Origin of the sequence: Microbispora sp. NPDC088329 (assembly GCF_040685655.1) — a bacterium.
In the GTDB taxonomy this organism is placed as follows: Bacteria; Actinomycetota; Actinomycetes; order Streptosporangiales; family Streptosporangiaceae; genus Microbispora.
Window position 1 is genome coordinate 55488 of record NZ_JBFBIP010000014.1, and the last position, 24315, is coordinate 79802.

At 72.8% G+C, this 24315-nt stretch carries 21 protein-coding genes; 11 read left to right on the top strand and 10 right to left on the bottom strand.

Features of this window, described 5'->3' with window-relative positions; all coding sequences use genetic code 11:
* Window positions 1–44: 44 nt before the first annotated feature.
* Entirely contained in the window at window positions 45–920 is an 876-nt protein-coding gene (locus tag AB0O28_RS24555; protein ID WP_363643890.1) for an alpha/beta fold hydrolase, read from the bottom strand.
* A 2-nt stretch (window positions 921–922) separates the two neighbouring features.
* The gene (locus AB0O28_RS24560; RefSeq protein ID WP_363643892.1) at window positions 923–3622 is read right to left on the bottom strand and encodes an AAA family ATPase; all 2700 of its coding nucleotides are present in this window, start codon (window positions 3620–3622) and stop codon (window positions 923–925) included.
* 224 nt (window positions 3623–3846) lie between these two features.
* Here AB0O28_RS24560 and AB0O28_RS24565 point away from each other — a divergent pair, with 224 nt between their 5' ends.
* From AB0O28_RS24565 to AB0O28_RS24595, 7 genes are all read left to right on the top strand, one after another.
* Window positions 3847–4215, top strand: coding sequence for a hypothetical protein (locus AB0O28_RS24565; RefSeq protein ID WP_363643894.1), 369 nt, complete (start codon window positions 3847–3849; stop codon window positions 4213–4215).
* A 6-nt stretch (window positions 4216–4221) separates the two neighbouring features.
* On the top strand, window positions 4222–5448 hold the full coding sequence (locus AB0O28_RS24570) for a DUF6395 domain-containing protein (RefSeq protein ID WP_363643896.1): 1227 nt from the start codon (window positions 4222–4224) through the stop codon (window positions 5446–5448).
* Entirely contained in the window at window positions 5433–6287 is an 855-nt protein-coding gene (locus AB0O28_RS24575; RefSeq protein WP_363643898.1) for a M55 family metallopeptidase, read from the top strand. The genes AB0O28_RS24570 and AB0O28_RS24575 overlap by 16 nt, the downstream gene beginning before the upstream one ends.
* A gap of 104 nt (window positions 6288–6391) precedes the next feature.
* On the top strand, window positions 6392–6907 hold the full coding sequence (locus AB0O28_RS24580) for a YbaK/EbsC family protein (protein ID WP_363643900.1): 516 nt from the start codon (window positions 6392–6394) through the stop codon (window positions 6905–6907).
* A gap of 106 nt (window positions 6908–7013) precedes the next feature.
* Window positions 7014–9260, top strand: a complete 2247-nt coding sequence (locus AB0O28_RS24585; protein WP_363643902.1) for a serine/threonine-protein kinase — start codon at window positions 7014–7016, stop codon at window positions 9258–9260.
* Between the two features lie 11 nt (window positions 9261–9271).
* Entirely contained in the window at window positions 9272–11185 is a 1914-nt protein-coding gene (locus tag AB0O28_RS24590; RefSeq protein WP_363643904.1) for a serine/threonine-protein kinase, read from the top strand.
* A gap of 182 nt (window positions 11186–11367) precedes the next feature.
* Window positions 11368–12612, top strand: a complete 1245-nt coding sequence (locus AB0O28_RS24595; RefSeq protein WP_363643906.1) for a serine/threonine-protein kinase — start codon at window positions 11368–11370, stop codon at window positions 12610–12612.
* A 60-nt stretch (window positions 12613–12672) separates the two neighbouring features.
* Here the strand turns inward: AB0O28_RS24595 and AB0O28_RS24600 are convergent, their stop codons facing one another.
* On the bottom strand, window positions 12673–13278 hold the full coding sequence (locus AB0O28_RS24600; protein WP_363643908.1) for a hypothetical protein: 606 nt from the start codon (window positions 13276–13278) through the stop codon (window positions 12673–12675).
* A 415-nt stretch (window positions 13279–13693) separates the two neighbouring features.
* Here AB0O28_RS24600 and AB0O28_RS24605 point away from each other — a divergent pair, with 415 nt between their 5' ends.
* Both AB0O28_RS24605 and AB0O28_RS24610 read left to right on the top strand, forming a co-directional pair.
* A complete protein-coding gene (locus AB0O28_RS24605; protein WP_363643910.1) occupies window positions 13694–14473 on the top strand; it encodes an electron transfer flavoprotein subunit beta/FixA family protein in 780 nt (259 codons plus the stop codon).
* An 11-nt stretch (window positions 14474–14484) separates the two neighbouring features.
* Complete coding sequence (locus tag AB0O28_RS24610; protein WP_363643912.1) at window positions 14485–15438, top strand: electron transfer flavoprotein subunit alpha/FixB family protein; 954 nt, start codon at window positions 14485–14487, stop codon at window positions 15436–15438.
* 109 nt (window positions 15439–15547) lie between these two features.
* Here AB0O28_RS24610 and AB0O28_RS24615 read toward each other — a convergent pair whose 3' ends face one another.
* The 4 genes from AB0O28_RS24615 to AB0O28_RS24630 form a co-directional block, all read right to left on the bottom strand.
* Window positions 15548–15949 carry a cupin domain-containing protein gene (locus tag AB0O28_RS24615; protein ID WP_363643914.1) on the bottom strand — a complete coding sequence of 134 codons (402 nt, stop codon included), beginning with the start codon at window positions 15947–15949 and terminating at the stop codon, window positions 15548–15550.
* Between the two features lie 121 nt (window positions 15950–16070).
* Window positions 16071–17093, bottom strand: a complete 1023-nt coding sequence (locus AB0O28_RS24620) for a zinc-dependent alcohol dehydrogenase family protein (protein ID WP_363643916.1) — start codon at window positions 17091–17093, stop codon at window positions 16071–16073.
* Between the two features lie 213 nt (window positions 17094–17306).
* Complete coding sequence (locus AB0O28_RS24625) at window positions 17307–18518, bottom strand: MFS transporter (RefSeq protein ID WP_363643917.1); 1212 nt, start codon at window positions 18516–18518, stop codon at window positions 17307–17309.
* Window positions 18519–18694: 176 nt separating this feature from the next.
* The gene (locus tag AB0O28_RS24630) at window positions 18695–19186 is read right to left on the bottom strand and encodes a TetR/AcrR family transcriptional regulator (RefSeq protein ID WP_363643919.1); all 492 of its coding nucleotides are present in this window, start codon (window positions 19184–19186) and stop codon (window positions 18695–18697) included.
* Window positions 19187–19289: 103 nt separating this feature from the next.
* On the opposite strand from AB0O28_RS24630, the gene AB0O28_RS24635 reads away from it, so the two are divergent.
* Window positions 19290–20444 (top strand): cysteine desulfurase family protein, encoded by a 1155-nt coding sequence (locus AB0O28_RS24635; RefSeq protein WP_363643921.1) that lies wholly within the window; start codon window positions 19290–19292, stop codon window positions 20442–20444.
* Between the two features lie 193 nt (window positions 20445–20637).
* Entirely contained in the window at window positions 20638–21534 is an 897-nt protein-coding gene (locus AB0O28_RS24640; protein WP_363643923.1) for a LysR family transcriptional regulator, read from the top strand.
* Between the two features lie 138 nt (window positions 21535–21672).
* Here AB0O28_RS24640 and AB0O28_RS24645 read toward each other — a convergent pair whose 3' ends face one another.
* The 3 genes from AB0O28_RS24645 to AB0O28_RS24655 all read right to left on the bottom strand — a co-directional run bounded on the left by AB0O28_RS24645 (window position 21673) and on the right by AB0O28_RS24655 (window position 24214).
* On the bottom strand, window positions 21673–22461 hold the full coding sequence (locus tag AB0O28_RS24645; RefSeq protein ID WP_363643925.1) for an oxidoreductase: 789 nt from the start codon (window positions 22459–22461) through the stop codon (window positions 21673–21675).
* A 281-nt stretch (window positions 22462–22742) separates the two neighbouring features.
* A complete protein-coding gene (locus tag AB0O28_RS24650; protein ID WP_363643927.1) occupies window positions 22743–23297 on the bottom strand; it encodes a hemerythrin domain-containing protein in 555 nt (184 codons plus the stop codon).
* Window positions 23294–24214 carry a Rieske 2Fe-2S domain-containing protein gene (locus AB0O28_RS24655; protein WP_363643929.1) on the bottom strand — a complete coding sequence of 307 codons (921 nt, stop codon included), beginning with the start codon at window positions 24212–24214 and terminating at the stop codon, window positions 23294–23296. Before AB0O28_RS24655 ends, AB0O28_RS24650 begins: the two co-directional genes overlap by 4 nt.
* Window positions 24215–24315 lie beyond the last annotated feature (101 nt).

A 24315-nucleotide genomic window follows, 5' to 3' on the forward strand; every position in this document is an offset into this window, starting at 1 on the left:
CGGCTGAGTTCGCGGGCGGCCGAGACCACCGGCCGGTGACGGGGTCACCCGGTCGCGGTGTGCGTGAGGATGGCGTCGGCCAGCTCATCGTGCACTTCCGGCGGCAGGGTGTGGCCCATGCCCTCGACCGTCATCAGCCGGGCGCCGGGGATCTGCTCGGCGATGCGGGCGCCGTGGCCCGGCTTGGCGGGTTCGTGCGTGCCCTCGACGACCAGGGTGGGCGCCGTGACCCGGTGCAGGACGCCCACCGGCTCGAAGTCCGGCTTCGCCGCCGCCGCGAGACGGTGGTTGGCCGCCGCGTCGAGGTTCCGCGCCCGGTCGTAGAGGCGTTCCTGCATCCTGCGCGAGGCGTCCTCGTCGAACGGCAGGCCGGTGCCGTGCAGCACGCGGTCCTCCGCGATCATGCGCTCGATCCGCTCCCGCCGGTCGCGCGGCGGCGGCGCGACGATCAGCTCGCGGTAGAACGCGACGAACTCCGGCGTGGGCTCGGGCAGGCTGCCCTCGGGCTGCGGCTCGCCCATCAGCGCCCGCATGAGCACCGCGCCCTCACCGCCGCCGAGCGGCGATGAGGCGATGACGGTGAGCGTCCGCACGCGCTCCGGCCGCTCCACCGCGATCAGCTGCCCGAGCAGCCCGCCCGCCGAGTGACCGACCAGATGCGCGCTGTCCAGCCCGTGCGCGTCCATCACCCGCAGCACGTCGTTCTTGATGTCGTCCCATGTGTACGGATCCTTCTCGAAGTCGATGACGTCGGACATCCCGGTGTCGCGGTGGTCGTAGCGGATCACGCGCCGGCCGCCGGCGGCGAGCCGGCCCACGAACGCGTCCGGCCACGCGATGCCCTGCGACATCGAACCCATCACCAGCACGATCGGCGCGTCGGCCGCGGCCCCGAACTCTTCGCTCCAGATGTTTTGCATGGCTAAAGCATGTCGTCCGCGGTCGGCGGCGCCTTCCGTAGAACTACTAGCCGCGTCAGCTCCGTACGTGAGGTGATGCCGAGCTTCGGATAGATCTTGTACAGGTGGTATTCGACCGTGCGCGGGCTGAGGAACAGCCGGGCGGCGATCTCCTTGCTGGTCGCGCCGCCCGCGACCAGGGTGGCGATGCGCAGCTCCTGCGGGGTGAGGGCGTCCAGCGCCGTCCCGCGTACGTCGGGGATCGCCTCGGGAGCCGCGGGCGTGTCCTGCTCGGCCCGTATGGTCTCGCCCGCCGCGCGCAGCTCGCCGTACGCGCGGCGCGCCCACGGAGCGGCTCCCGCCCGCTGGAACGTCTCGTACGCCGCGCGCAGGTGCGCCCTGGCCTCTCCCGGCCGGTGCGTGCGGCGCAGCCGCTCGCCGAGCAGAAGTCCCGTCCTGGCCGCCTCGAACGGGTTGGTGTGCAGCCGTGAGGCCTCGCCGAGCGCCTCGACCGCCCGGTCGTCCGGCAGGACAAGGCCGCGGCACCGGGCGAGCAGCGCCCGCGACTCGGGCGTCCCCGCGTGGGCCGACCAGCGTTCGTACGCCTCAAGCGCCGCCCGGGCGGCGTCCGGGTCGCCGGCGCCCACGGCGGCCTCGATCCGGTCCGGCGTGCTCCGCCAGACCACGGCCGGATGACCGGCCCCCGGCCCCGCCGAGACGATCGCGGCGAACCGGTCGTGCGCCGCGGCGAACCGGCCCAGGCACAGGTCGAGCATGGCCATGGCGTACGCCGCGAGCCCGGCGCGCAGGCCCACCCGGTGCGGGACGGCGATGGCCAGCGCCTCCCTGGCGAGCCGGGCGCAGGGCTCCTCCTCGCCGCGCAGGGCCGCCACGGCCGCGAGGTTCGCCAGATGCGCGGCCACGGTGTTGGCGTATCCGGCCTCGCGGGCCAGCTCCAGCCCCTCCTCGGAGACGGCCCTGCTCTCCGCGAGGCGCCCGGCCAGCCGTTCGGCGGTGGCGACGAACTCCAGCACCACGGGCAGCTGGCCCGTCATCCCGGAGACCCTGGCCACCCGCCCGGCCCGCTCGGCCAGCTCGGCGGACAGGTCCACCTCGCCGAGCTGGCTGGCCGCCGCCGTCGCCCACAGGAACTCGGCCGCCTCGCGCAGCTCGCCCGTACGGCCGAGGGCCCGCCTGAGCAGGTCGTGCCCGCTGCCGTCGGCGAGCGCCGCGCCGATGCCGGCGACCACGTCGCGCAGGAACCCCTCGGGGAAGGCCGCCGCCCGCCGCCCGATCTCGATGACGGCCGCCGTGTCGCCGACGTACGACGCCGCCTCCGAGGCGTCGGCCAGCATGTCGAGGGTGTCGCCCGCCGCGAGGATCCGCACGGCCTCGGCGGCGTCGCCGGAGTTCAGCTCGAACCGTCCGCGCAGCTGGGCGATCTCCATGAGCAGCGCCCTGTCCGCCCCGGCGAACTCGCGAGCCTCGGCCAGCAGCGACTCCGCCTGGCCGGGACGCCCCCCGAGCCACGCGGACACGGCGGCGTCCTTGAGCCGCCCGGCGCGCGCGAGCGGTTCGGGGGTGAGCTCGGCGGCTCTGGTGAGGGCGGTGGCGGCGGCGCCGTACCCGCCCCGGTCCCGGTCCCGCTCCGCGGCCCGCGCGAGCGCGGCGGCGACCGATTCGTCCTGGCCGAGCGCGGCCCCGGCCAGATGCCGGGCCCGCCGGTCCTCACCGGACACCTCGGCCAGCGCCGCGTGCGCCTCGCGGCGTGCGGCGGGGGAGGCCGCCTCGTACACCGCCGACCGGATCAGCGGATGGTGGAACCGCACGTGCGTCCCGGACACGTTCGCGAGCCCGGCGGACTCGAGCTCGGGCAGCGCCGCTTCGCCCGCGCCCAGCCGCCCGGCGGCCCGAAGCACCAGGTCGACATCGCTCTCGACCGCCGCCAGCAGGGCCGTCAGCCGCGCCTCCGCGGTCAGCGCGGCCACCCGGTCACCGAAGAGCCGGCTCCCTCCGGGGAGGGGATCGGGCAGCGGTTCCCGCCCGGCCCGCTGGGCGGGGGTGAGCAGCCGGGCCGTCTCGCGCAACGCCAGCGGATTGCCCCCGGTCAGCGCCACGAGGTCGCGCCTGACCCGCGCCGCGAGTGTGAAACCGGCGTCGAGCAGCTCGGCGGCCGCCGGTTCGGCCAGCCCGGCGATCTCCAACGCGGGCAGGCCCTTCACCGGAGTGTCGCCCCGCACGGCCAGTGGCATCGCGATCGGTTCGGTGCCGAGCCTCCTGGCGGCGAACAGCAGGGCGTCGGCCGACGGCCGGTCCACCCACTGAAAATCGTCGACCACGCAGATCAGCCCGTCGGGCGCGGCGGCCTCGGCCAGCAGCGACAGCACCCCGGCCGCCAGCAGGAACCGATCGCCGAAGCCGGCGGGGGCCAGCCCGAGCGCGCCGCGTACGGCCTCGGCCTGCGGTCCGGGCAGCGCGTCGAGCAGCCCGGCCACCGGCAGCAGCAACTGGTGGAGGGCGGCGAACGCCAGATCGGCCTCCGCCTCGACCCCCGTGGTCCGGAGCACTCTCATCGGGCCACCCCGGGTGGCCGCCTGGTCGAGCAGCGCCGTCTTGCCGGCACCGGCGTCGCCGCGCAGCACCAGCGCGCCCCCGGAGCCCTTCCGCGCCCGATCGACCAGGTCGTCGATCGCGGCCGTTTCCACCGATCTGCCGTAAAGCACAACCGCAGACTGTATTGCGCGGCGCGCTCGCGTCCGGCGTCCCGGTCCGGTTCCCCCAGTGCGGTTCCCCCAGTGCGGTTCCCCCAGTGCGGTTCCCCCGGTCCGGCGCCCCCGGTCCGATGCCTCTGTCCGGGCAGACGGCCGGAAGTAGTTCCCAGCCAACGTGGAGCAACTCTGCATTTTGCGTCAAGAAACGCTCCAAAATGCCGCTAATGTGGCGGCTCATGATGCGGTTGCGAGTGCTGGGCCTGTCACGGCTGCGCCGGGCGCTGCTGTCCCGGCTCGACTCTCGGTACGTCACCAAGCCCGATCACCGGCAGGACCTCAAGGACGCCCTGTGGGAGGTCCAGATGCTCCGCAGAGAGGTCGTGGCGCTGCGCGACGAGGTCGACCGGCTGCGCCGGACCGCCGTGACGCCTGTGAAGGCGGCCCCACAGCCCAAGGCGACGCCGGACCCCAAGGCCGCCGAGGCCCACCGGCTGGCGACCGAGACGGCCGAGGCGGTGGACACGCTGCTGCAGAGCGAGATGCGCATCTGGCAGGCGATCGACGAGCTGTCGGCGCGGGTGGGCGCTCCCGGAAGGGCGGGGTAGCCGGTCATGCGGGTGCAGTGGACGCGTGACGCGGGCGTGTGGCGGCTGGTCTTCCTGCTCGACGCGGAGGACGAGACCACGGGGGCCTGCACCGACGGCCACCCCATCGAGCTGCGGACCAACTCCTGCCACGTGCGGACCGGGGACGCCGGCGCGTCCGCGCATCCCGACCTGCTCGCGGTCGCCGCGTGGACCGTGGTCGCGCCGTGGACCGGACGGCGCGTGACGTTCGACCGGCCGATCTCCGCCGGGCTCGCCGAGGCGCTGCGTACGGGGTGGGGCGTGGACGCGGGGCCGGTCGGGGCGGACGCCAGGAACGGCACACGTCTGGCCATCTCCTACAGCGGGGGCGCGGACTCGATGGCCGTGGCCGCGATGTTCCCCGACGCGCCGTTCGTGCACTTCCAGCGGATCAGCCATCCCCGCGTGCCCAACCGCTGGACGCACTACCGCTCCGAAGTGCTGGCACAGCTCGCCCACAAGACCGGCAGGGATCTCCACGTCGTCCAGTCGGACCTGGAGTTCGTGCTGAGCCGGCCCCGGCCCGGGTTTCCCGAGCACCACGCGGTGACGGCGGGCGCGCTCCTGCTCGCCGACGATCTGGACCTCGGCGGTGTCGCGCTGGGCTACGAGATCGGGTCGCGCTGGCTCGGCAGCGACCGGTACGTCAACCGCTACACGCCCGACAACCCGATGTGGGCGGCGCACGGGAAGTGGGCCCGGCTGTACGCGGCGGCGGGGCTCCCGCTGGTGCTTCCGGTCGGAGGGGTGAGCGAGCCGGTGACCATGCGCATGGCGCTGGGCTCCGATCTCGGTCATCTGGTCCGCTGGTGCCTGCGCGGCGACGTGTCGGGGCCCTGCCGGAGATGCGGCAAATGCCTGCGCAAGGAGCTGATTCTCGCCGCCATCGAGGGGCGCCCGCTCAGCACGACGCTCACCGCCGGATCGGTCCCCGCCCGCGCCTGGCAGCAGCCGCCGCCGTACTCTGGCCAGGAGACGATCGAGTACGGCTGCGCGCGGGTGCCGGGGATCGAGACGACGCCGTTCGCCAAGGCGGCGGAGTACCTTGGAGCGACCGTGGAGTCGACCCGCTGGATGGAGCGCTGTTACCCGCCCTCCATCGACGAGACGCCGGAGCCGTGGCGCGAGCAGGTCGGCGCGTACATGCGGGACACCATCGGACTCATGACCGCGGACGAGCAGCGCCAGGTGGAGGCATGGGCGGCGACATGAAGATCTACCTGTCGGTGGACATGGAGGGGGTCACCGGGCTGACCGACCCCGAGGAGATGCACCTCGGGGGCCGGGGCTACGAGCGCGGCTGCGAGTTGATGACCGGGGACGCCAACGCGGTCGTCCAGGGCGCCTTCGACGCGGGCGCCGGGTCCGTGCTGGTGAACGACGCTCACGGGTCCACCAAGAACCTCAGGATCGACCTGCTGGACGAGCGGGCCACCCTGATCAGGGGCCCGGGCAAGCCGCACCGCATGGGGCAGGGACTGTCGGCCGACATGGACGCCGCCTGCTTCGCCGGCTACCACGCCCGCGCGGGCGTGCAGCACGGGGTGCTCAACCACACGTGGATGGGCAAGGAGATCCAGAACGTCTACCTGAACGGCGAGATCTGCGGCGAGACCCGGCTGGTGGCGGGCTTCGCGGGCTCGCTGGGCGTGCCGGTCGCGCTCGTCACCGGCGACGAGGCGGTGTGCGAGGAGGCCGGGGAGCTGCTCGGCGACGTCGAGACGGTCGCCGTGAAGAAGGGCATCGACAAGTTCTCCGCCGAGCTGCTGCCCCCGGCCGTCGCGTGGCGCCGCATCCGCGAGGGCGCGGCCCGCGCGCTCGGCAGGCTGTCCGATTTCCGGCCCTACGTGGTCGAGCCGCCGTACACGCTGGGCGTGGAGTGGAACTCCACCGCCATCGCCGCGGCCTGTTCGATCGTGCCCGGCGTACGGCTCGCCGGTCCCCGGCACACCGAGTTCACCACGGACGACTACCACGAGATCATGGCGTTGTTCGGGCTCTTCTCGATGATCGGCGGCCAGGTGGCCTGCGGCAGCGGCAAGTACGGCTGACGCCCGGCCTCTCCCCATCACTGCCCGCGCCTGGGCGGGGGCGCCGGAGCCGGCGCGTAAGGTGGTCACCCAATCGCACGGAGCGCGCCGACAAGGAGGGCTGAATGCCGCTCGAATGGGTTCCCGCGTCCGACCGGCCGGACCTGCTCGCCGATCCCGTCGCCAAGGCCGTCGCCTCCCTCGACCTCACGGTGGAGGTCGCCGAGATCGATCCCGAGCTGTCCGACACCGCCGCCTTCTGCGAGAGGTACGGCGTGGCGATGGAGGACTCGGCCAACTGCGTCGTCGTCGCGGCCAAGCGGGGCGGGGAGACGCGGTACGCCGCCGTCATGGTGCTCGCCACCGCGCGCGCCGACATCAACGGGATCGTGCGCCGCCACCTGGACGCGCGGAAGGCGTCCTTCGCGCCGCAGGCGGAGGCCGTCGATCTGACCGGAATGGAGTATGGCGGCATCACTCCCATCGGGTTGCCCGAGGGCTGGCCGGTGCTCGTTGACGAAAACGTGATACGCCGGCCTTCCGTGGTGATCGGCAGCGGCGTCCGCCGCTCCAAGCTGGCACTTTCCGGTGAGGCGCTGGCCGCGGCGACTCAGGGGGAGATCCTCGCGCTCACGGTTTGACCCCGTGCCCGGAAACCGTTGGCGTCTTTTCTCCGTTGTGCTGAGCGGAGATGTGGCGCGATGGTTCACTCATGGGCGTTCTTTTAGTCGGTATGGTGCTTAGGCAATGAATCAGGACGACCGACTGGGCCCGTACCGGCTGCTGAGGCGGCTCGGTGAGGGCGGCATGGGCGTGGTTCATCTCGCTCTCGACCCACAGGGCAGGCAGGTGGCCGTCAAGGTCCTGCGCTCGGAGGTCGCGGGCGACGACGTCGCGCGCAGGCGTCTGTCGCGCGAGGTCGAGACCATGCGGCGGGTGCGCGGGCCGCACATCGCGGAGGTCGTCGACGCCGACGTCACCGGGCGCAGGCCCTACATCGTCACCCGCTACGTGCCGGGCCGGCCGCTCGACGCGATCGTCAAGAACGAGGGCCCGCTGCCGCTCGACGGTGTGCTGAAGGTCGCCTACGGGGTGGCCGAGGCCCTCGCCACCGTGCACGCCGCCGGGGTCATCCACCGCGATCTGAAGCCGGGCAACGTGCTGATGCTGGACGGTCAGCCCGTGCTGATCGACTTCGGCATCGCCCAGGCTGTCGACGCCACCCGGCTCACGCAGACCGGCATGCTCATCGGCACGCCCGGCTACCTCGCTCCGGAGATCATCGAGGGCCACGAGGCCGGGCCGCAGGTGGACGTGCACGCCTGGGCCGGCACCGTGCTGTTCGCCGCCACCGGCCAGCCGCCGTTCGGCAAGGGCACGCTGGAGATGGTGTTCTTCAACATCACCTCCGGCCGGGCCAACGTCGAGGCCGCCCCCACGCTGATCCAGCCGATGCTGCGCGCCGCGTTCAACCGCGACCCGGCGAGGCGGCCGACCGCGGCCGAGCTCGTACGGCAGCTCGCGGGGCTCATGCCCCGGTCTCCGGGTGGCAGGCCCCGCGTGCCCGACGAGATCACCACCGTGCCCAACGTCGACGACACCGGCGGTCAGCAGGCGCCCGGCGTCGGCCGGCCGGGCGGGCCGCCGATGCCGCCGATCACTCCGCCGGTCGCGCCCGTGGCGACGCCGCCGGTCACGCCGTCCCCGCAGGGCGGCCGGGCCGAGGAGTTCGTCTCGCTGCTGCGTGAGACGCCCCCGGCGGGCCAGGGCGGCGACCCCTTCCCGACCGTACGGGTGACGGGAGAGGACCTGCGCAGGGCGGGTCTCGGGCAGGTCGCCCCGCAGGACACCCCGGTGAGCCCGGCGGAGGGCGACATCCCGACCCGCATGCCGCCGCCCCGCACGCCGCCGACCGGCTCGTCCGGACCGGCACCGCTCCCGGGTTCGTCCGGTCCGGCACCGCGCCCAGGTTCGTTCCCCGGCTCGTCCGGTGCCGCCGCCGCGCCGGGCCCGGCTCCCGCGACCGGCGGGCCGTCCGTGCCGCCGCATGCCCGGGCGGACGGGTGGCCCACGCCGATGCTGCGTCCGGAGGGCGACATCCCCACCCGGCGGGTGACCTCCGAGGAGATGCGCCAGGCCGTCACCGGCGACTCCCCGGCACCGCGCGGCGCCGGGTCCCCTCAGCACGGGTCCTCTCAGCACGGGTCGTCGCAGCACGCAGATGTGGCGGCGCGCGACCAGGCGCTCTTCGGGCACGCGCCCGAGATCTACGAGCGGACTCCGCACGTCCACCAGCCGAACCCCGCGCCGTTCATGCCGACGGTGCGGGTGCCGCCGCCGACCGTGCCGCCCATGCCGTTCCCGCCCGGGGGACTGCTGCAGCGCTCCAGGGCGTACGGCGTGGCGAGCGCGCTGCTGCTCGTCGTGACGACGTCTCTCGCCGTCATGGCGCCGCTGCTGGTGTGCCTGGTGGCCGTTCCGGCCGCGGTGCTGCTGCGGGCCGCCGACCTGGCCCAGCCGCACCTCAACTCCCGCCGTCCGGCGGGCGCCGCGGCGGCCGACGTGCTGCGCGTGCTGGGCCGTCCGGCGGAGCTCGTCAAGTCGATCGGCGTCACGATCGCGCTCGTGCCGTACGCGCTGGTCCTGGGGCTGCCGGTGACGCTGCTGCTCACCGTCCTGTTCGGCGGCACGGACACGCTCCGGCTCGCGGCGCTGAGCTGGGGGATCGCGACGGCTTTGTGGACGATCTGCGCCGGGCCCGGGGTGGTGGGCCCGGGCAGGCAGATGCGGCGGACGCTGGCCTCGCTGGCGCCCGGCGAGGGAGCGGCGAAGGGGCTCGCCTGGGGGATCGGCGCCCTCGCGGTGCTGACGGCGGCGATCGCGCTCTCCAGCCTTCTGGGTAAACAGACAGCAGGGCACTTCTGGGGCCCGATAGACGTTTTCTCAGTACTGGAACGGCTGAAAGACCTGCGTAACCAGGCGGGGAACGGGTGACGGGGGACGACATGTCGGCTACCGAGGCTCCGGAGAGGATCGGGCCCTACCGGCTGCTGCGGCAGCTCGGCGAGGGCGGCATGGGGGTGGTCCACCTCGGCCTGGACGCGGAGGGGCGCGAGGTCGCGGTCAAGGTCCTGCACCCCCACGTCGCCACCGATCTCAAGGCACGCGACCGGCTCACCCGCGAGGTCGAGACCATGCGGCGGGTCCGCAGCAAGCGCGTCGCCGAGGTCCTCGACGCCGACCTGACCGGCGCCGCGCCCTACATCGTGACGCGGTACGCCCCCGGGCGGACCTTAGAGCAGACGGTGCTGGAGGACGGCCCGCTCGGCGACGACGCGGTGATCCGGCTCGCGGTGGGCCTGTGCGAGGCACTGGTCGCCATCCACGCGGCCGACGTCATCCACCGCGACCTCAAGCCGGCCAACGTGATGCTCGTGGACGGCGAGCCGCTCGTGATCGACTTCGGCATCGCCCACCTGGTCAACGCCACCCGGCTGACCCAGACGGGGATGTTCGTCGGCACTCCCGGCTACCTCGCCCCGGAGATCATCCGGGACACCGAGATCACCCAGGCCGCCGACGTGCACGCGCTGGCGGCCACGGTGTTCTTCGCGGCCACCGGGAAGGCGCCGTTCGGCTCGGGTACGTTCGAGTCGGTCTGTTACAACATCCTCGAAGGCAAGGCACAGGTGGACCTCGCGCCGGCCTGGCTGCGGGGGTGGCTCCGTCTCGCCCTGGCGCCCGAGGCCACGTCGCGTCCCACCGCCGCGTCGCTGCTCCGGCTCAGCCGTTCGCTCGACCCCTCGGTCACCGTGCTTCAGGAGACCGCCCAGGAGGGACCGCGCGACGGCGGCACGCGGCTTCTGGACGGCACGCGCGTGCTGGACGAGCCGGCGCGGAGGGACACGGGCGGCCCGGTGAACGGGGGCAACGGGAGCCGGACCGGCAGACTGCCGGCGAACGACGACAGCTACTCCGACCTGTTGCCACCGGTGAACTACGTGGAGCCGGAGCGGCCCCGCAGGGAGCCCCGGGCGCCGAGGCAGCGCCGTCCGGTGTCCGCGCCGCCTCCCGCGCATCCACAGGCCCCGCCGTACGGGCAGGCGGGCCCGCCCCCGCCGTCGTACCAGCCCGCGCCGTACCCGCCGCCGCCGTACCCGGACCAGCGAGTGGCGGGCTACCCGGAGCCCCAGGTCGCGCCGCCGCCGGCCCCCGCACCGCGGTACGAACCGGAGCAGAAGCGGGCCCCCTACCGGGCCCCGCATCCGGTGCTCGCGGCTCTGCTGCTGGCCACGCTCGTGGCGCTGGCCTGCCTGCTGCCGGTCGTGGTGAGCCTGTTCGCCGCCGTGGCGGCGCTGTGCCTGCGGGTCGGGCAGTACCTGATCGGGGATCTCGCCGACCGCCGGGCCGCGCGGGGCAGCAGCGGGGCCGACCCGCTCTTCGCGGTGCTCGGCACGCCGTGGGCGCTGATCAGGGCGGGGCTCGCGACGGTGGTTCAGGTGCCGCTGGCCCTGATGTTCGCGATGTGCGCGTGGGGCGGGTTCCACTACATCGGCGGGTTGCGGCCCGATCCCGCCGCCGCGTACGCCGCGGGCGCCTTCGTGGCCGGGCTGTTCCTGCTGCCCGGAGGCAAGGCACCCCGCAAGGCCGTGTCCCGGACGCTGAGCGCGGTGATCCGGAGCCCCGGAGCGGGAATGATCGTGACGATCGCGGTCGGTACGGTCGCGCTGTTCGCGATCATGACGGCGCTGTCCGCGGACGCCTCGTGGGTCCCCTGGCGGCCGCCGTCGGTGGCGGTGGACCACATCGTCGCGGATCTCAAGCAAAGGGGTCAGGACACGGTCGTCAACCTGATCGGCGGCGTGATCGGGGACCTCATGGACAGGATCGGCCTGCGCTTTCTGACCTTCTGGACCTGACCCGCCCGGGTCCCGCCAGACTGAACCAGGGAACGAGCGGCTCCGAGCGACGAGGGAAGCGCTCACGGCGCGCCTCCGGCACGACCCGGCGGGTGTGAACGCCCCGACGGTGAACGGGAACACCGAGCGAAGCGGGAAACACCGAGCGAAGCGGGAACACCGAGCGACGTGGGAGGCACGAATTGGGCACGCCGGAACAGCTTGGTCCCTACCGCCTGGTCTCCGCTCTCGGCTCCGGGGGGTTCGGCGAGGTCCATCTCGCGCTCGACCCCGACGGGCGCACGGTCGCGGTGAAGATCCTGCATCCCCACGTGGCCGCCGACGGGTTCGCGATCACCCGCCTCGCCCGCGAGGTGGAGACGATGCGCCGGGTCCGCGGGGCGCACGTCGCCGAAGTGCTGGACGTCTCACTGTCGGGGGAGCGGCCCTACATCGTGACGCGGTACGTCCAGGGCAGGCCGCTCAGCACGGTCGTGGCCAAGGACGGGCCGGTCGCCGGGGCCGGCCTGCTGCGGCTCGCCCTCGGCCTGGCGGAGGCGCTGGAGTCCATCCACGAAGCCGGTGTCGTCCACCGCGACCTCAAACCGGCCAACGTGATCGTCTGCGAGCGCGAGCCGTACGTGATCGATTTCGGCATCGCCTGCGCACTGGAGTCGGCCTCGGTCACCGCGTCGGGCGCGGTCGTGGGAACCCCCGGCTACCTCGCCCCCGAGGTCCTGGAAGGCCGCGACGCCGGACCGGAGGCCGACGTGTTCGCGTGGGGGGCGACGCTGGCCTTCGCCGCGTCGGGGCGGCAGCCGTACGGGACCGGGCCGGCCGCCGCCATCGCCTACCGCGTCGTCCACCGTGAGCCCGACCTGTCGGGCGTGCCGTCCTGGCTCGTCCCGCTCGTGGAGCGGTGTCTGAGCGCCGACCCGGCGGACCGCCCGGCGACGGCCGAGCTGGGCGGGCTGCTGAAGGAGGCCGCGCCGGTGCTCGACGGGATCGAGCCGGCCCGGCCCGCGCTGTCGGAGGCGCCGACGCGCGAGTGGCGGCCCGGTGACCGGCGGCCCGGTGATCGGCGGCCCTCGCGCGGAACCCGGCGGGGAGGAGAGGTGGACGACCCGCGCGCCGCGCGCCGGGAGAAGCTGCACCGCCGGTGGGTGATCGGCTCCGCGGTGGTCGTCGGCCTGTTCGCCGCCGCGGCCCGCGCCAACCTGCCCGAGGTGTCGCTTCTCCTGCTCGTGCTCTACGGCATCGCCCTGCTGGTGGACGCGGGGTTCGGGCTGCTGGGGAGGTCCAGGCGGCGGCTCGTGGTGGACCTCGCGGGCGGCGTGGGGGCCGTCGCGGTGTGGGCGCTGCTCAGCACGCTGTTCAGCACGGCGACGCTCCTGCTGGCCGTCGGCACCGTCGTGTTCCTGCTCGTCATGCTCGTGTTCGCCAGCTGAACCCTGCCCTTGGGAGAACCGGGGCCCCTGGGAGAACCGGTCGCCGCGCCGCTGCGGCGGTCAGGAGAACCAGTTGCCGCCGAGCTCCCGGATGGTTCTGCCGCCGTCGGGCACCAGTAGCGCCTCGCTCAGCACCTGGTTGACGTGCTTGGGGTTGTTCACCAGGCCGAACAGGAAGAACGAACCGCCGTCCGCCGTACGGAAGCCGAAGATCGAACCGTGCCCGGCGAACTCGACGTAGGCCCCCTTGTACACGGCGGGGAACGCCTTACGGCTGTAGCTGTCCTTGGCCAGGCGGTAGCCGGAGGCGCCCTCCTTCTTCTCGTTGTTCCAGAAGTTCAGGTACTCCTGAGCCACCGCGCGCGCCACGTCGGTGTCCATGTCGGCGATGTAGCCGTCGGCGTCCAGGCGCGGCTTCGGCATCCGCTCGCCCCAGTGGATCGGAGTCGCGACGGCCAGCTTGAAGGGCTGCCCGGCGGTGCCGAGGAACGCGAGCAGGTGCGGGCGGGCATGACCCTTGGCGTCCTTGTAGGTCGCCTGCGCGATGAACCACTCGCCGATCGGCTGCTGCCGTTCAGGTCTGGGCAGGTGGATCGCCGGAGCGCCGGTCACCTTGATCGGCCTGTGCCCCGGCTTCGACCCGAAGATCTCATGAAGACCCCCCAAGATCGAGCGTAGAAATGCCAACATATCGGGGCATCCGGCGCGGTCGACCGGACGGACGCCGTGCGGCCTCGGCGAGGCCGCGGCCCGCGGAGCGGTTGGCGTGGAATCCCGGGGTCCCGCCGCGGGGGCCTCGGCGACACTTCCGGAACATAGTTCGGTAGGGTGAGTGTGGGCGTGACCGGGTTCTGGGAATTCCTCAACAGAAGGACGCGGCCGTAAAAACCCGGAGGTTTGCACATAAGCTACCGATGGGTAACATACCGTCTGGGGGGACCAGGGTCAGCTCGACACCCGGGCCACCTGCACAGGCACGCCCGCGAGCACCTGGCAGTCTTGCATCACGTGCGCGTACCCCGCGCCACGTACCGAGAACCGCGGCGTCAGCCGTACGGAAAGGGGAGGTCGGCCACCGGCCATGAACATCGTCGTCTGCGTGAAGCAGGTCCCCGACACGGCGACCGAGCGCAAGCTGAGGTCCGATGACAAGACGCTCGACCGCGACGCCGCCGACGGCGTCGTGAACGAGCTCGACGAGTACGCGGTGGAGGAGGCGCTGCGGCTCAAGGAGGCCCATGGGGGTGAGGTCACCGTCCTCAGCATGGGCCCCGCCAAGGCGACCGAGACCATCCGCAAGGCCCTGGCGATGGGCGCGGACAAGGCGGTGCACCTGCACGACGACGCGCTGCACGGCTCGGACGCCCTCGGCACCTCCTACGCCATCTCCCAGGCCCTGAAGAAGATCGGTTTCGACCTGGTCATCCTGGGCTCGGAGTCGACCGACGCCCGCACCGGCATGCTCGCCGCGATGCTGGCCGAGCGGCTCGGCGCCGCGCAGCTCACGTTGGCCGGCAAGGTCGAGGTCGAGGGGGGCTCCATCAGGGTCCAGCGCATCACCGACTACGGCTACGACAAGATCGAGGCGTCGCTGCCCGCCGTCGTGTCGGTGGTCGAGAAGATCAACGAGCCGCGTTATCCCTCCTTCAAGGGCATCATGGCCGCCAAGAAGAAGCCGGTCGAGACGCTCGGCGTCGCCGACGCGGAGATCGCGGCCGACCAGGTGGGCCTGGCGAACTCCTGGAGCGAGGTCGTCGACTTCGCCGCCGCCCCGCCGCGTGCAGCGGGCACCGTGATCAAGGATGAGGGCGACGGCGGAGCCAAGGCCGCCGAGTTCCTCGCGTCGAAGAAGTTCATCTGAGGGGCCCCGTGATGAGTGAGATTCTGGTGCTCGTCGAGCACGTCGACGGTGACGTCAAGAAGGTCACCCTCGAACTGCTGACCCTGGCCCGGTCGCTGGGCACGCCGGCCGCCGTGTGGGCCGGCCCCGGCTACTCCGACGCCGCGAAGGCCAGGCTCGCCGAGTACGGCGCGGAGAAGATCTACGTGGCGGCGGCCGACGAGATCGGCGACTACGTGGTGGCGCCCAAGGCCGAGGTGCTGGCGCACCTGGTGGCCGAGCGCTCCCCGGCCGCGGTCTTCGTCGCCGCGACCGGCGAGGGCAAGGAGATCGCCGGCCGCCTGGCGATCAAGACCGACTCCGGCGTGATCTCGGACGCGGTGGGCGTCGGCGAGGGCTTCGTCGCCGAGCAGTCCATCTTCGGCGGCGGCGTGAACGTCCGCAGCCGCGTGGCCAAGGGCACGCCGATCATCACGGTCCGCCCGAACAGCACCGCCCCCGTCGCCGCCGCGGCGGCGGGCGCGGAGGAGAAGGTGGAGGTCGCGCTGTCGGACGCCGCCCGCGCGGCCAGGATCGTCGAGCGGGTCGTCCAGGAGAAGGGCGCCCGTCCGGAGCTGACCGAGGCCGCGATCGTGGTCTCCGGAGGCCGGGGCGTGGGCTCGGGCGAGAACTTCTCGATCATCGAGAAGCTCGCCGACGCGCTCGGCGCGGCCGTGGGCGCCTCGCGCGCCGCGACCGACGCCGGCTGGTACCCGCACCAGTTCCAGGTCGGGCAGACCGGCAAGACCGTGTCCCCGCAGCTCTACATCGCGGCCGGCATCTCCGGCGCCATCCAGCACCGGGCCGGGATGCAGACCTCCAAGACCATCGTCGTGATCAACAAGGACGCCGAGGCGCCCCTGTTCGAGATCGCCGACTTCGGTGTCGTGGGCGACCTGCACCAGGTCGTTCCGCAGCTCACCGAGGAGATCGACAAGCGCAGGTGACGCGCTCGGCCCGTGCCGCGTGAACACGGCGGCACGGGCCGGGTGGCGCGGCCCGGAAGCCGTGGCGGGCAGCCGGCGGCAGGCACGGCCGGCGCTCGCGGGCGTCGGGTCACCGGCGGGTGCTGGAGCGTTCCGCGGTGTATTCGCTGTCGGTGACGTGCTCCAGCCAGGACGTGTCGTCGCCCTCCCACAGCGCCAGGTGGACCATGAAGTGGTCGGGCGCGGCACCGTGCCAGTGCTCCTCGCCCGGCGGAGTCCAGATCACATCGCCCGGGTGGGCCTCGATCAGCTCACCGCCGCGGGACTGGACGAGCGCGACACCCTCCACGATGTAGAGAGCCTGGCCGAGACCGTGGGAGTGCCAGGCGGTGCGGGCACCGGGAGCGAACTTCACCATGTTCGCGCGCGTTCTGGAAGGGTCCTCGCCGCGGTGGACGACGTCGAACCAGACGTCGCCGGTGAACCATTCGGCCGGGCCCTTGACGGTCGGCGGCCGCTTCAGCAACTCCATAACTACTCCTTGTCGTCGGAAATCCGCTTCGGCGGGCCCATCGCGGTCGTCGCGTTCGGCCCGCCGGTGGAGAAGGCCGGATGGCTGATCGACTGCTTCAGCTCCCCGGCCGTGCGCCGCGTCAGGGGCGCAGCAGAACCTTGATGGCCCGGCGCTCGTCCATGGCCTTGTAGGCTTCGGCCGCCTGCTCCAGGGGCATTTCGAGGTCGAAGACCTTGCCCGGGTCGATCTCGCGGTCCCAGATCAGCCGGATCAGCTCCGGCAGGAAGCGGCGCACCGGGGCCGGGCCTCCGTGCAGGTGCACGCCGGAGAAGAACAGCTCCGTGCCGGGCAGCTCGACTCCGTGGGTGACCCCGACGTAGCCCACGTGCCCGCCGGGGCGGGCGGAGCGGATGGCCTGCATCATCGACTCCTGGGTGCCGACCGCCTCGATGACCGAGTGCGCGCCCAGGCCGCCGGTCATCTCCTTGATCCTGGCCACGCCCTCGTCGCCGCGTTCGGTGACGACGTCGGTGGCGCCGAACTCGACGGCGAGCCTCTGCCGGTCGGCGTGCCGGCTGAAGACGACGATCCGTTCGGCGCCCAGCCGCTTGGCGGCCAGCACTCCGAGCAGGCCGACGGCGCCGTCGCCGACGACGGCGACGGTCTTGCCGGGGCCGGCCTCGGCGGCGACCGCGGCGAACCAGCCGGTGCCCAGCACGTCGGAGGCGGCCAGCAGACTCGGGACCAGGTCCGCGTCGGGCATGCCGGGGGTCGCGACCAGGGTGCCGTCGGCCAGGGGGATGCGGGCCCGCTCCGCCTGGGTGCCGATCGTGCCGATCGGGACGGCGTGCACGCAGCGGGACTGATAGCCGGCCCGGCAGATCTCACAGGTGTTGTCGGAGGCGAAGAACGAGCCGATCACGAACTGGCCCGGCTTGAGGTCGCGGACCTCGCTGCCGATCTCCTCGACGACGCCGACGTACTCGTGGCCCATCGGGACCGGCCCGTCGTGCGTGTCCACCCCGCGATAGGGCCACAGGTCCGACCCGCAGACGCAGGCTGCGGACAGCCGGATGATCGCATCGGTCGGGGCGAGGATCTTCGGGTCCTCGCGCTGCTCCACCCGCACGTCGCCGGGGGCGTGCATCACTACGGCTCGCATCTCATGTACTCCTTGGTGGGTTCCCGGCCGCCTGCCTGTGGACGGCCGGGCAAACCCGATGTCACGGTAAACAACGGTGTTCCGTCTGAAAGCATCCGGCATCCCCAGTGCCCAGCAAGCCCGGGGCCATGGCCACCACCCAGTAAAAAGCGCCGGTGGGCAGGGCACGCCGACGCCAGGCCTCGCCGGCCAGGAGTGCCGCCCCGCCGGGTGTCAGGCCGCCGCGCGGAGAGGGGCCTTCTCGTCCCCCGACCGGACCGGCAGCGGGATGATCTCCGTACGGGACGCGGGCAGCAGCCGCGCGGCCACGGCGATGACGGCGCCGAGGACGACCGCCACGCCCAGCGCGGCCCGCAGCGACACCGCGGCGGACAAGAAACCGATCACCACGGGCCCGAGCAGCAGGCCCGCGTAGCCGATCGCGCTCGCCTGCGCGATCGCGGGGCCCGGCTCGGGCGTCGCGGCGCCCGCCAGCGACAGCGCCATCGGCGAGATCGTCGCCACCGACAGCCCGATGAAGAACAGCCCGGCCACGGCCGCCACGGTCACCGGCGCGGCGATGACCACGAGGAACGCGAGCGCGGTGGCGGCGCCGGAGAACGTGATCAGCCCGCGCGCGCCGTAGCGGCCGCGCAGCCGGTCGCCGGCCAGCCGGGCGATCAGCATGCCCGCCTCGAACACCGGGTAGCCGAGCGCGGCGACCGCCTCGGAGGCGTGCAGGGTGCCGATCAGATACAGGCCGTTCCAGTCGGCGACGACGCCCTCCACCATGAACGCGGCGAAGGTGACCGCGCCGAGCAGGTAGACGACCCCGGGCATCCTGCGCCGGGAACGGGCGGACGGCTTCTCTCCGGCCGTCTCGGGCGCGGGGTCGGGCAGGTGCATGCGGCTGAGGGCCAGCGCCGCCGGCACCGACACCAGGGCGACGACCGCGATGTGGGCGGTGAGGGACAGGTTCAGGGCGATGGCCGCCGTGCCCAGCAGGCCCGCCGAGATCGCGCCGACGCACCATCCCGCGTGCATGCCGCTCATGATCGGCCGGCCGTACGCGCGCTCGACGGTGGAGCCCTGGGCGTTCATGCCGACGTCGACCGCGCCGAACGCCATGCCGAACAGCGCGGCGGCCACGGCCAGCACCGGGAAGGACGGCGCGAAGGCGACGAGGACCAGTGACGCCGCGCACAGGGGAGCGGCCGCGCGCAGGACGCCACGGCTGCCGATCCTGGCCAGGACGACGCGCATGAGCTGCATGGTGAGCAGCGCGCCGATCCCCCAGCTGAGCAGGGTGAGCCCGACCGACGACTCCGGCAGGCGGAGCCGGTCGGCCAGCGCCGGGAGGCGCACGGTGAAGGTTCCACACATCAGGCCGGCCAGGACGAAGGTGAGGACTGCCCCGTGACGGGCCTTCCTCAAAGCGCGGGTCATCACAGCTTCCTTTCCAGGTGAGTCAAGTGGGTTTCCGGTCCCGGATTAGCGGGCAGACACCAGCAGGTCGCCCTTTCACGGCAGAGCCGGAAGGAAGGGCGACCACCAGGTGTGAGTTCGGGGGCGCGCCGCAGGCGCGCTACGACAGGGCTTGCCGGAGGGGCGCTACAACGGCGCTACAACAGGGCGAGCAGCCTGGCGCGTATCGCGGCGTAGTCGATGATCTCCGCACAGTGCGTGGCGGCGTCCCAGACGCCCTCACAGGCCAGCCGTACGACCTGGGAGGCCAGGGGGTCGGGCTCGTCGTCCAGGCCGTGCCGCATCCAGCGGACCATCGCCTCTCGCAGCGGCGCGAGCAGTTCGGGATCGCCGGCCGCGCCCGTGACCACGGCCCATCGTCGCAGCCGGCCGGTCTCCACGGCCTCGAACGTCGCCGCGACGTACGCCCGGGTGTAGGTGCTCTCCGACTGCGCCTCGATCAGCGCGTCGAAATCGGCGATCAGGCGCTCGACCATGCCTTTGACGAGCGCTTCCTTGGTCGCGAAGTGATAGAGGAGACCGCCCTTGCTGACACCGGCGCGCTCGGCCACCGCCGCCAGGGTCAGGGCTTGGGCGCCCTGGTCCTGAAGCAGGCCCTCGGCCGCGTCCAGCAATTCGTCCCTCCGCATGCCGTCTACTGTACCGTCTGGACGGTTTAGTTGCGACACGTTATCGGTGTCCGCCGTCTACCCGGATACGCTTGGTGAGCTGAATACGCGTCAGGGAGGGGTCATGGGAGCTGCGTACTTGGACCATGCCTCGACCACACCGATGCTGCCCGAGGCGATCGAGGCGATGACCGCCCAGCTCGGGCAGGTCGGCAATCCCTCGTCCCTGCACGCGGCCGGCCGCCGGGCCCGCCGGGTCGTCGAGGAGTCGCGAGAGACGATCGCCTGCGCGCTCGGCGCACGCCCGAGCGAGGTCGTGTTCACGGCCGGCGGCACCGAGGCCGACAACCTCGCGATCAAGGGCCTGTTCTGGGCGCGCAAGCGGCCCAGGATCCTGATCAGCTCGGTCGAGCACCACGCCGCCCTGGACCCCGCCCACTGGCTGGGCGACAACCACGGCGCGAGGGTCGAGCTGCTGGAGGTGGACGAGCGGGGCCGGGTTCATCCGGAGACGCTGCGCGAGGCCATCGCCCGTGATCCGGACGACGTCGCGCTGGTGAGCGTCATGTGGGCCAACAACGAGGTCGGCACCGTGCAGCCGGTGCGGGTGCTCGCCGCCATCGCGCACGAGTACGGCATCCCCTTCCACACCGACGCGGTGCAGGCGGTCGGTCAGCTTCCGGTCTCGTTCGCCGACTCCGGCGTGGACGCCATGACCGTCTCCGGCCACAAGGTCGGCGGCCCCGTGGGCGTGGGCGCGCTGCTGCTGGCCCGCGGTGTCGATCCGGTTCCGGTTCTGCACGGCGGCGGACAGGAACGTGACATCCGCTCCGGCACCCTCGACGCACCCGCCGTCGCCGGGTTCGCGGCGGCGGTCGAGACGGCCGTCGCCCGTCAGCCCGCCACGGCCGAGCGGCTGTCGGCGCTGCGCGACGACCTGATCGAGCGCGTACGGCGGGCCGTGCCCGACGTGCTGCTGAACGGCGACCCGGTGAACCGGCTGCCCGGCAACGCCCACTTCTCGTTCCCCGGCTGCGAGGGGGACGCCCTCCTCATGCTCCTCGACGCGAAAGGCGTGGAGTGCTCCACCGGCTCGGCCTGCTCCGCCGGGGTGGCCCAGCCGTCCCACGTGCTGCTGGCGATGGGCCAGGACGGCGTACGGGCCCGCGGCTCGCTGCGCTTCTCCCTGGGGCACACCTCCGTGGAGGAGGACGTCGAGCGGGTCGCGGAGGTCATCGGGCACGTCGTCGAGCGCGCCCGCCGTGCCGGTTTGTCGTAACTCGCCCGGTTTACCCCTTCGGGGCGTGGTCCCAGACCCGCCCCCGCGTCCCGTCGGCTGAACCGGCCGTATCGCCCCTCGCCCGCACCGCAGCGAGAATTTGATCTGCGAGAGTGGATAGGCACTCGCTTACGCTATTACAGCGATTACACGGATGAGATCGGGGATGCCCCGCAGGGAGGGGAAGAAGCCGATGAGCCTTCGTCAGTTCGAATACGCCCTGGCCGTCGCCGAGGAGGGCTCGGTGACGGCGGCGGCGGAGCGGCTGCACGTCGCCCAACCGTCGGTGTCTCAGCAGATCCGCGGCCTGGAGCGGGAACTGGGCGTCCAGCTGTTCGCCCGCACGCCGACCGGACTGGTGCCCACCGTGGCCGGCCGCGCGTTCCTGCGGGAGGCGCAGGTCGCGGTGAGCGCGTCGCGGCGGGCGAGGGCGACGGCGCGGGCCCATGCCGACGAACTGGTGGGCGAGCTGGTGGTCGCGGCGCAGATGGGCTTCGGCACACGGCAGCTGCCGGGCGCGCTGGACGCGCTGCGCCGCCGCTTCCCGCGGCTGGAGGTCACCGTCTTCGAAGAGCCGAGCTCCGCCGAGCTGGACCGGCTGTGCCGCCGCGGCGTCCTGGACCTCGCCCTCATGGCGGCGTGTGAACAGTCCCCCGGCGACGCCCAGCACCTCGGCGACGAGGAGTTCGTCGTGGTGCTGGGCGCCGGGCACCCGCAGCTCACCGCGGACCGGGTCGAGCTGCGCGCATTGGAGGGGGAGCCGTGGGTGCGGTTCGACCGCGACAGCGCGCTCGACGGCGTGCTGCTGAACGTCCTGCGGGACAACGAACTGACTCCGGCCACGGCCGCACGCGTGTCCCAGACGGCGACGGCCGTGCGCTGGGCCGCCCACGGACTGGGGGTGACGCTCGTCCCGGCCTCCGCGGTGCCCTACGGTTACGAGCACCTCGTCCGCCCGGTGTTCCCGGTCGTGTCCCAGCCCGTCATCGCCGTGGTCCGGCCCGGCCCGGGCCCGGCGGAGACGGCCCTGCTCGAGTTCCTGCGTCAGGAGTCCTGGCGCGGCTCCGCGGTGTTCTCGCCGGTGTCCTGAGGGCCGGGCACGCCACAATTGACGACTGCATTCTTGTCGCTGTGCTCATCTTTTTCCCTCACAATTCGGTGATCTGCCGGACATCACGCCGATGAGTCCTTCGGGCGTGCTGGAATTCCATCGGCGTCGACCCCTGCCTCAACCTCTGGGGAATTCGCCGCCGTCCACGACGAGATTGCTCCCGGTCAGCCAGCTCGCCCGGTCGGACACGAGGAACAGCACCGCGTGGGCGATGTCGTCGGGCTGACCGTCGCGCCCCAGCGGCACGGGGGTGCCGTTCCGGTCCGGCGCCGCGTCCTGGTCCGGCGCGGTGTCCAGGCGCGCCCACTGCTCCCGCGTCGCCTCGCCGCCGGGGGTGGCGACTCTGCCGGGAGTCACCGTGTTGACCCGGATCCCGAACGGGGCAAGCTCCAGGGCCAGTCCCCGGCTGTAGTTCTCCAGTGCCGCCTTCGCCGCCGTGTAGTGCAGGAACGGCGCCACCGAAGTGGGGACCGCGGCCGAGGAGACGTGCACGATCATTCCCGAGCGCCGTTCCCGCATGCCGGGCGTCAGGAGCGAGTCCAGCCGCACCGACGCCAGGAAGTTCAGGTCCAGCGCGTCCTGCCACTCCTCGTCGGGGATGGCCGAGCTGCCCTTGTACGGCCGCGCTCCACCCGCGTTGTGGACCAGGATGTCGACTCCGCCGAGCGCCTCCTGCGCGGCCGCGGCGAGCGCCTGCGCTCCGGCCCGTGTCCGTACGTCGGCCTCCACGAAGACGGCCCCCTCCGGCACCGTGCTCGTCGCCGACCTGGCGGTCGTGAGCACCTCGGCCCCCGCGTCCAGGAGCCGGCGCACGACGGCCGCTCCGATTCCGCGGGAACCACCCGTGACCAGGGCCCGCTTTCCCGCGAGTTCTCGCGTTTCCGATCCGTTCTCGAACGTGGTCATGCCACCGGTCCTTTCCTCGCGTGTGTCAGTCCGCTCGACATGAGAAAAATCGGCGTGCGCAGAGCGCGAATCCCCGGAGAAATCGCGGTGTGCGCCTCATCGAGCCGTTTCACGGTACGTCCGGAAAAGAACGAGAGACAAAGACGAAATGCCAGTGGAGGCCATAGGTGATGCCTATGGCACCTGGCCAGGCGGTGACCGGCGCAGGAGACGGATCAAGGCGACTTCGTCCGCCGCGTCCGCGCCGCCATCGCCGTACGCCTGCCGGGCCTGGCGCGCGCCTATCGGGCCGTACGGCGCAGCAGTGCCCGTTGGAGGCGAAGGACCGCCCGGATGAGCCGTGACGAGCGCAGCCGCTCCAGCCGGGCCTGGAGCCGGTCGCCCAGCTCGACGAGCAGCTCCTCGTCGGCGAAGCGCTCGATTTCCGGGAACATCTGCCGCTCCTCGTCCAGGTGGGCGTGCGACTCCAGCGCGTCGTGCATCGCCCTCAGCTCCCGGTCGAACCGCTCGGTCCGCGGGGCGGCGCGCGTCAGGGCCGCGAGCTGGTCGCTGAGCTGGCGATGCTCCGACCAGGCCGCCGAGACGGCAGGGGTGACGTGGCGCATGGCGGGATAGAAGATCGCCTCCTCGATCCGCTCGTGCAGCCACAGCTCGTCGAACAGCTCGTCGGCGAGCGCGCGCCGCAGGCCGGGCTGGGATCGCGGCGTCTCCAGCAGGCGCCGCAGGATCGCCCGCAGCACCTCGTGGTGCTCCACGAGCACCCGTGTCGCCGGCTTCCGCTCCTGCCGGGCGGCTTCCTGCGGCGCCTCCGTGAGCACCTGCTGCCTCCTCCTCACGGCCGCACCTCCTGCTGGTGGACCAGCGCGCTCCCGGGAGGCGCGGTGACCGCGACCGGCGCGCGGCGCACCTCGATCCACCCGTCGCGCACCCGGGTCTGGAAGCACGGCACGGGTGCGGAGGCCGGGCCGTTCAGGCTCACTCCGGTGGACAGCTCGAACCGGGAGCCGTGCCAGGGGCAGGTGAGGGCGCCGTCCCGGAGCCAGCCCTGAGACAGCGGTCCGCGCAGGTGCGGGCACGCGTTCTCCAGGGCGTGGATGCGGCCGTCCGCGCGGACCAGGACGATCTCCACGTCGCCCGCCCGCGCCCGGCGCGGGCTCTTTTCGGCCAGGTCGTGCTCGGCCATCACCCGGGTGAAGTGGCGTGGTTCGAGCCGCCGGTCCGTGTGGTCGACTCCGATGCGGTGGCGGTAGACGAGTGCGCCGCCGAGGAAACCGCTGACCATGATCACGGGATAGCCGGCCAGGGCGGCGATCCGTCCGCGCAGATGGTGTCCCCGGCCCCGCTGCCACCACGACCAGCCGTACACGGCGAAGGCGAGCGTGTTGAGCGTGCCGTGGACCAGCCCGACGCGCCGGGCGTTGTCGTGCGTGTGCTGCCAGTCGTGCAGGCCCGTCACGGCCGCCGCCAGCGCTCCGGCGAGGCCGACTCCCACGGCCGCGCGCGCCGCGCGCCTCTGCCCGGTGAGGTCCAGGACCAGCGCCGTCGTCCACGAGCCGATCGGGAGGTCGGTGAACACCGGGTGGAGGGGGTGCCCCAGCCAGACGCCGTGCAGGAAGCCGCGGGCGCGGCCCCCGGTGATCCCGAGAAGGTTCTCCGTGAACGCCAGACCCTGTTCGAGCCGATGGCTCGCCCGGTCGAGGCGGCCATCGCCCTCGATCGCGTCCGGCAGCCGGTCCAGTGCGCGCTGAGCCATGTCCGACCCCAATCCCATCGCCGGATCGGCCCGCAGCCTGCGGGAACGGGCGGAACGCGGGCGCTCGCCCGCGCGTCGCGTCTATCGCGACGTGCCCGTGC

Excerpts from the sequence above, each read along its gene's own strand:
- AB0O28_RS24565 (WP_363643894.1), top strand. The coding sequence starts at position 3,847 with ATGATGCGGTTGCGAGTGCTGGGCCTGTCACGGCTGCGCCGGGCGCTG.
- AB0O28_RS24610 (WP_363643912.1), top strand. The coding sequence starts at position 14,485 with ATGAGTGAGATTCTGGTGCTCGTCGAGCACGTCGACGGTGACGTCAAG.
- AB0O28_RS24635 (WP_363643921.1), top strand. The coding sequence starts at position 19,290 with ATGGGAGCTGCGTACTTGGACCATGCCTCGACCACACCGATGCTGCCC.
- AB0O28_RS24580 (WP_363643900.1), top strand. The coding sequence starts at position 6,392 with ATGCCGCTCGAATGGGTTCCCGCGTCCGACCGGCCGGACCTGCTCGCC.
- AB0O28_RS24640 (WP_363643923.1), top strand. The coding sequence starts at position 20,638 with ATGAGCCTTCGTCAGTTCGAATACGCCCTGGCCGTCGCCGAGGAGGGC.
- AB0O28_RS24590 (WP_363643904.1), top strand. The coding sequence starts at position 9,272 with ATGTCGGCTACCGAGGCTCCGGAGAGGATCGGGCCCTACCGGCTGCTG.
- AB0O28_RS24575 (WP_363643898.1), top strand. The coding sequence starts at position 5,433 with ATGGGCGGCGACATGAAGATCTACCTGTCGGTGGACATGGAGGGGGTC.
- AB0O28_RS24620 (WP_363643916.1), bottom strand. The coding sequence starts at position 17,093 with ATGCGAGCCGTAGTGATGCACGCCCCCGGCGACGTGCGGGTGGAGCAG.
- AB0O28_RS24655 (WP_363643929.1), bottom strand. The coding sequence starts at position 24,214 with ATGGCTCAGCGCGCACTGGACCGGCTGCCGGACGCGATCGAGGGCGAT.
- AB0O28_RS24615 (WP_363643914.1), bottom strand. The coding sequence starts at position 15,949 with ATGGAGTTGCTGAAGCGGCCGCCGACCGTCAAGGGCCCGGCCGAATGG.
- AB0O28_RS24630 (WP_363643919.1), bottom strand. The coding sequence starts at position 19,186 with ATGCGGAGGGACGAATTGCTGGACGCGGCCGAGGGCCTGCTTCAGGAC.
- AB0O28_RS24625 (WP_363643917.1), bottom strand. The coding sequence starts at position 18,518 with ATGACCCGCGCTTTGAGGAAGGCCCGTCACGGGGCAGTCCTCACCTTC.
- AB0O28_RS24605 (WP_363643910.1), top strand. The coding sequence starts at position 13,694 with ATGAACATCGTCGTCTGCGTGAAGCAGGTCCCCGACACGGCGACCGAG.
- AB0O28_RS24570 (WP_363643896.1), top strand. The coding sequence starts at position 4,222 with ATGCGGGTGCAGTGGACGCGTGACGCGGGCGTGTGGCGGCTGGTCTTC.
- AB0O28_RS24555 (WP_363643890.1), bottom strand. The coding sequence starts at position 920 with ATGCAAAACATCTGGAGCGAAGAGTTCGGGGCCGCGGCCGACGCGCCG.
- AB0O28_RS24585 (WP_363643902.1), top strand. The coding sequence starts at position 7,014 with ATGAATCAGGACGACCGACTGGGCCCGTACCGGCTGCTGAGGCGGCTC.
- AB0O28_RS24645 (WP_363643925.1), bottom strand. The coding sequence starts at position 22,461 with ATGACCACGTTCGAGAACGGATCGGAAACGCGAGAACTCGCGGGAAAG.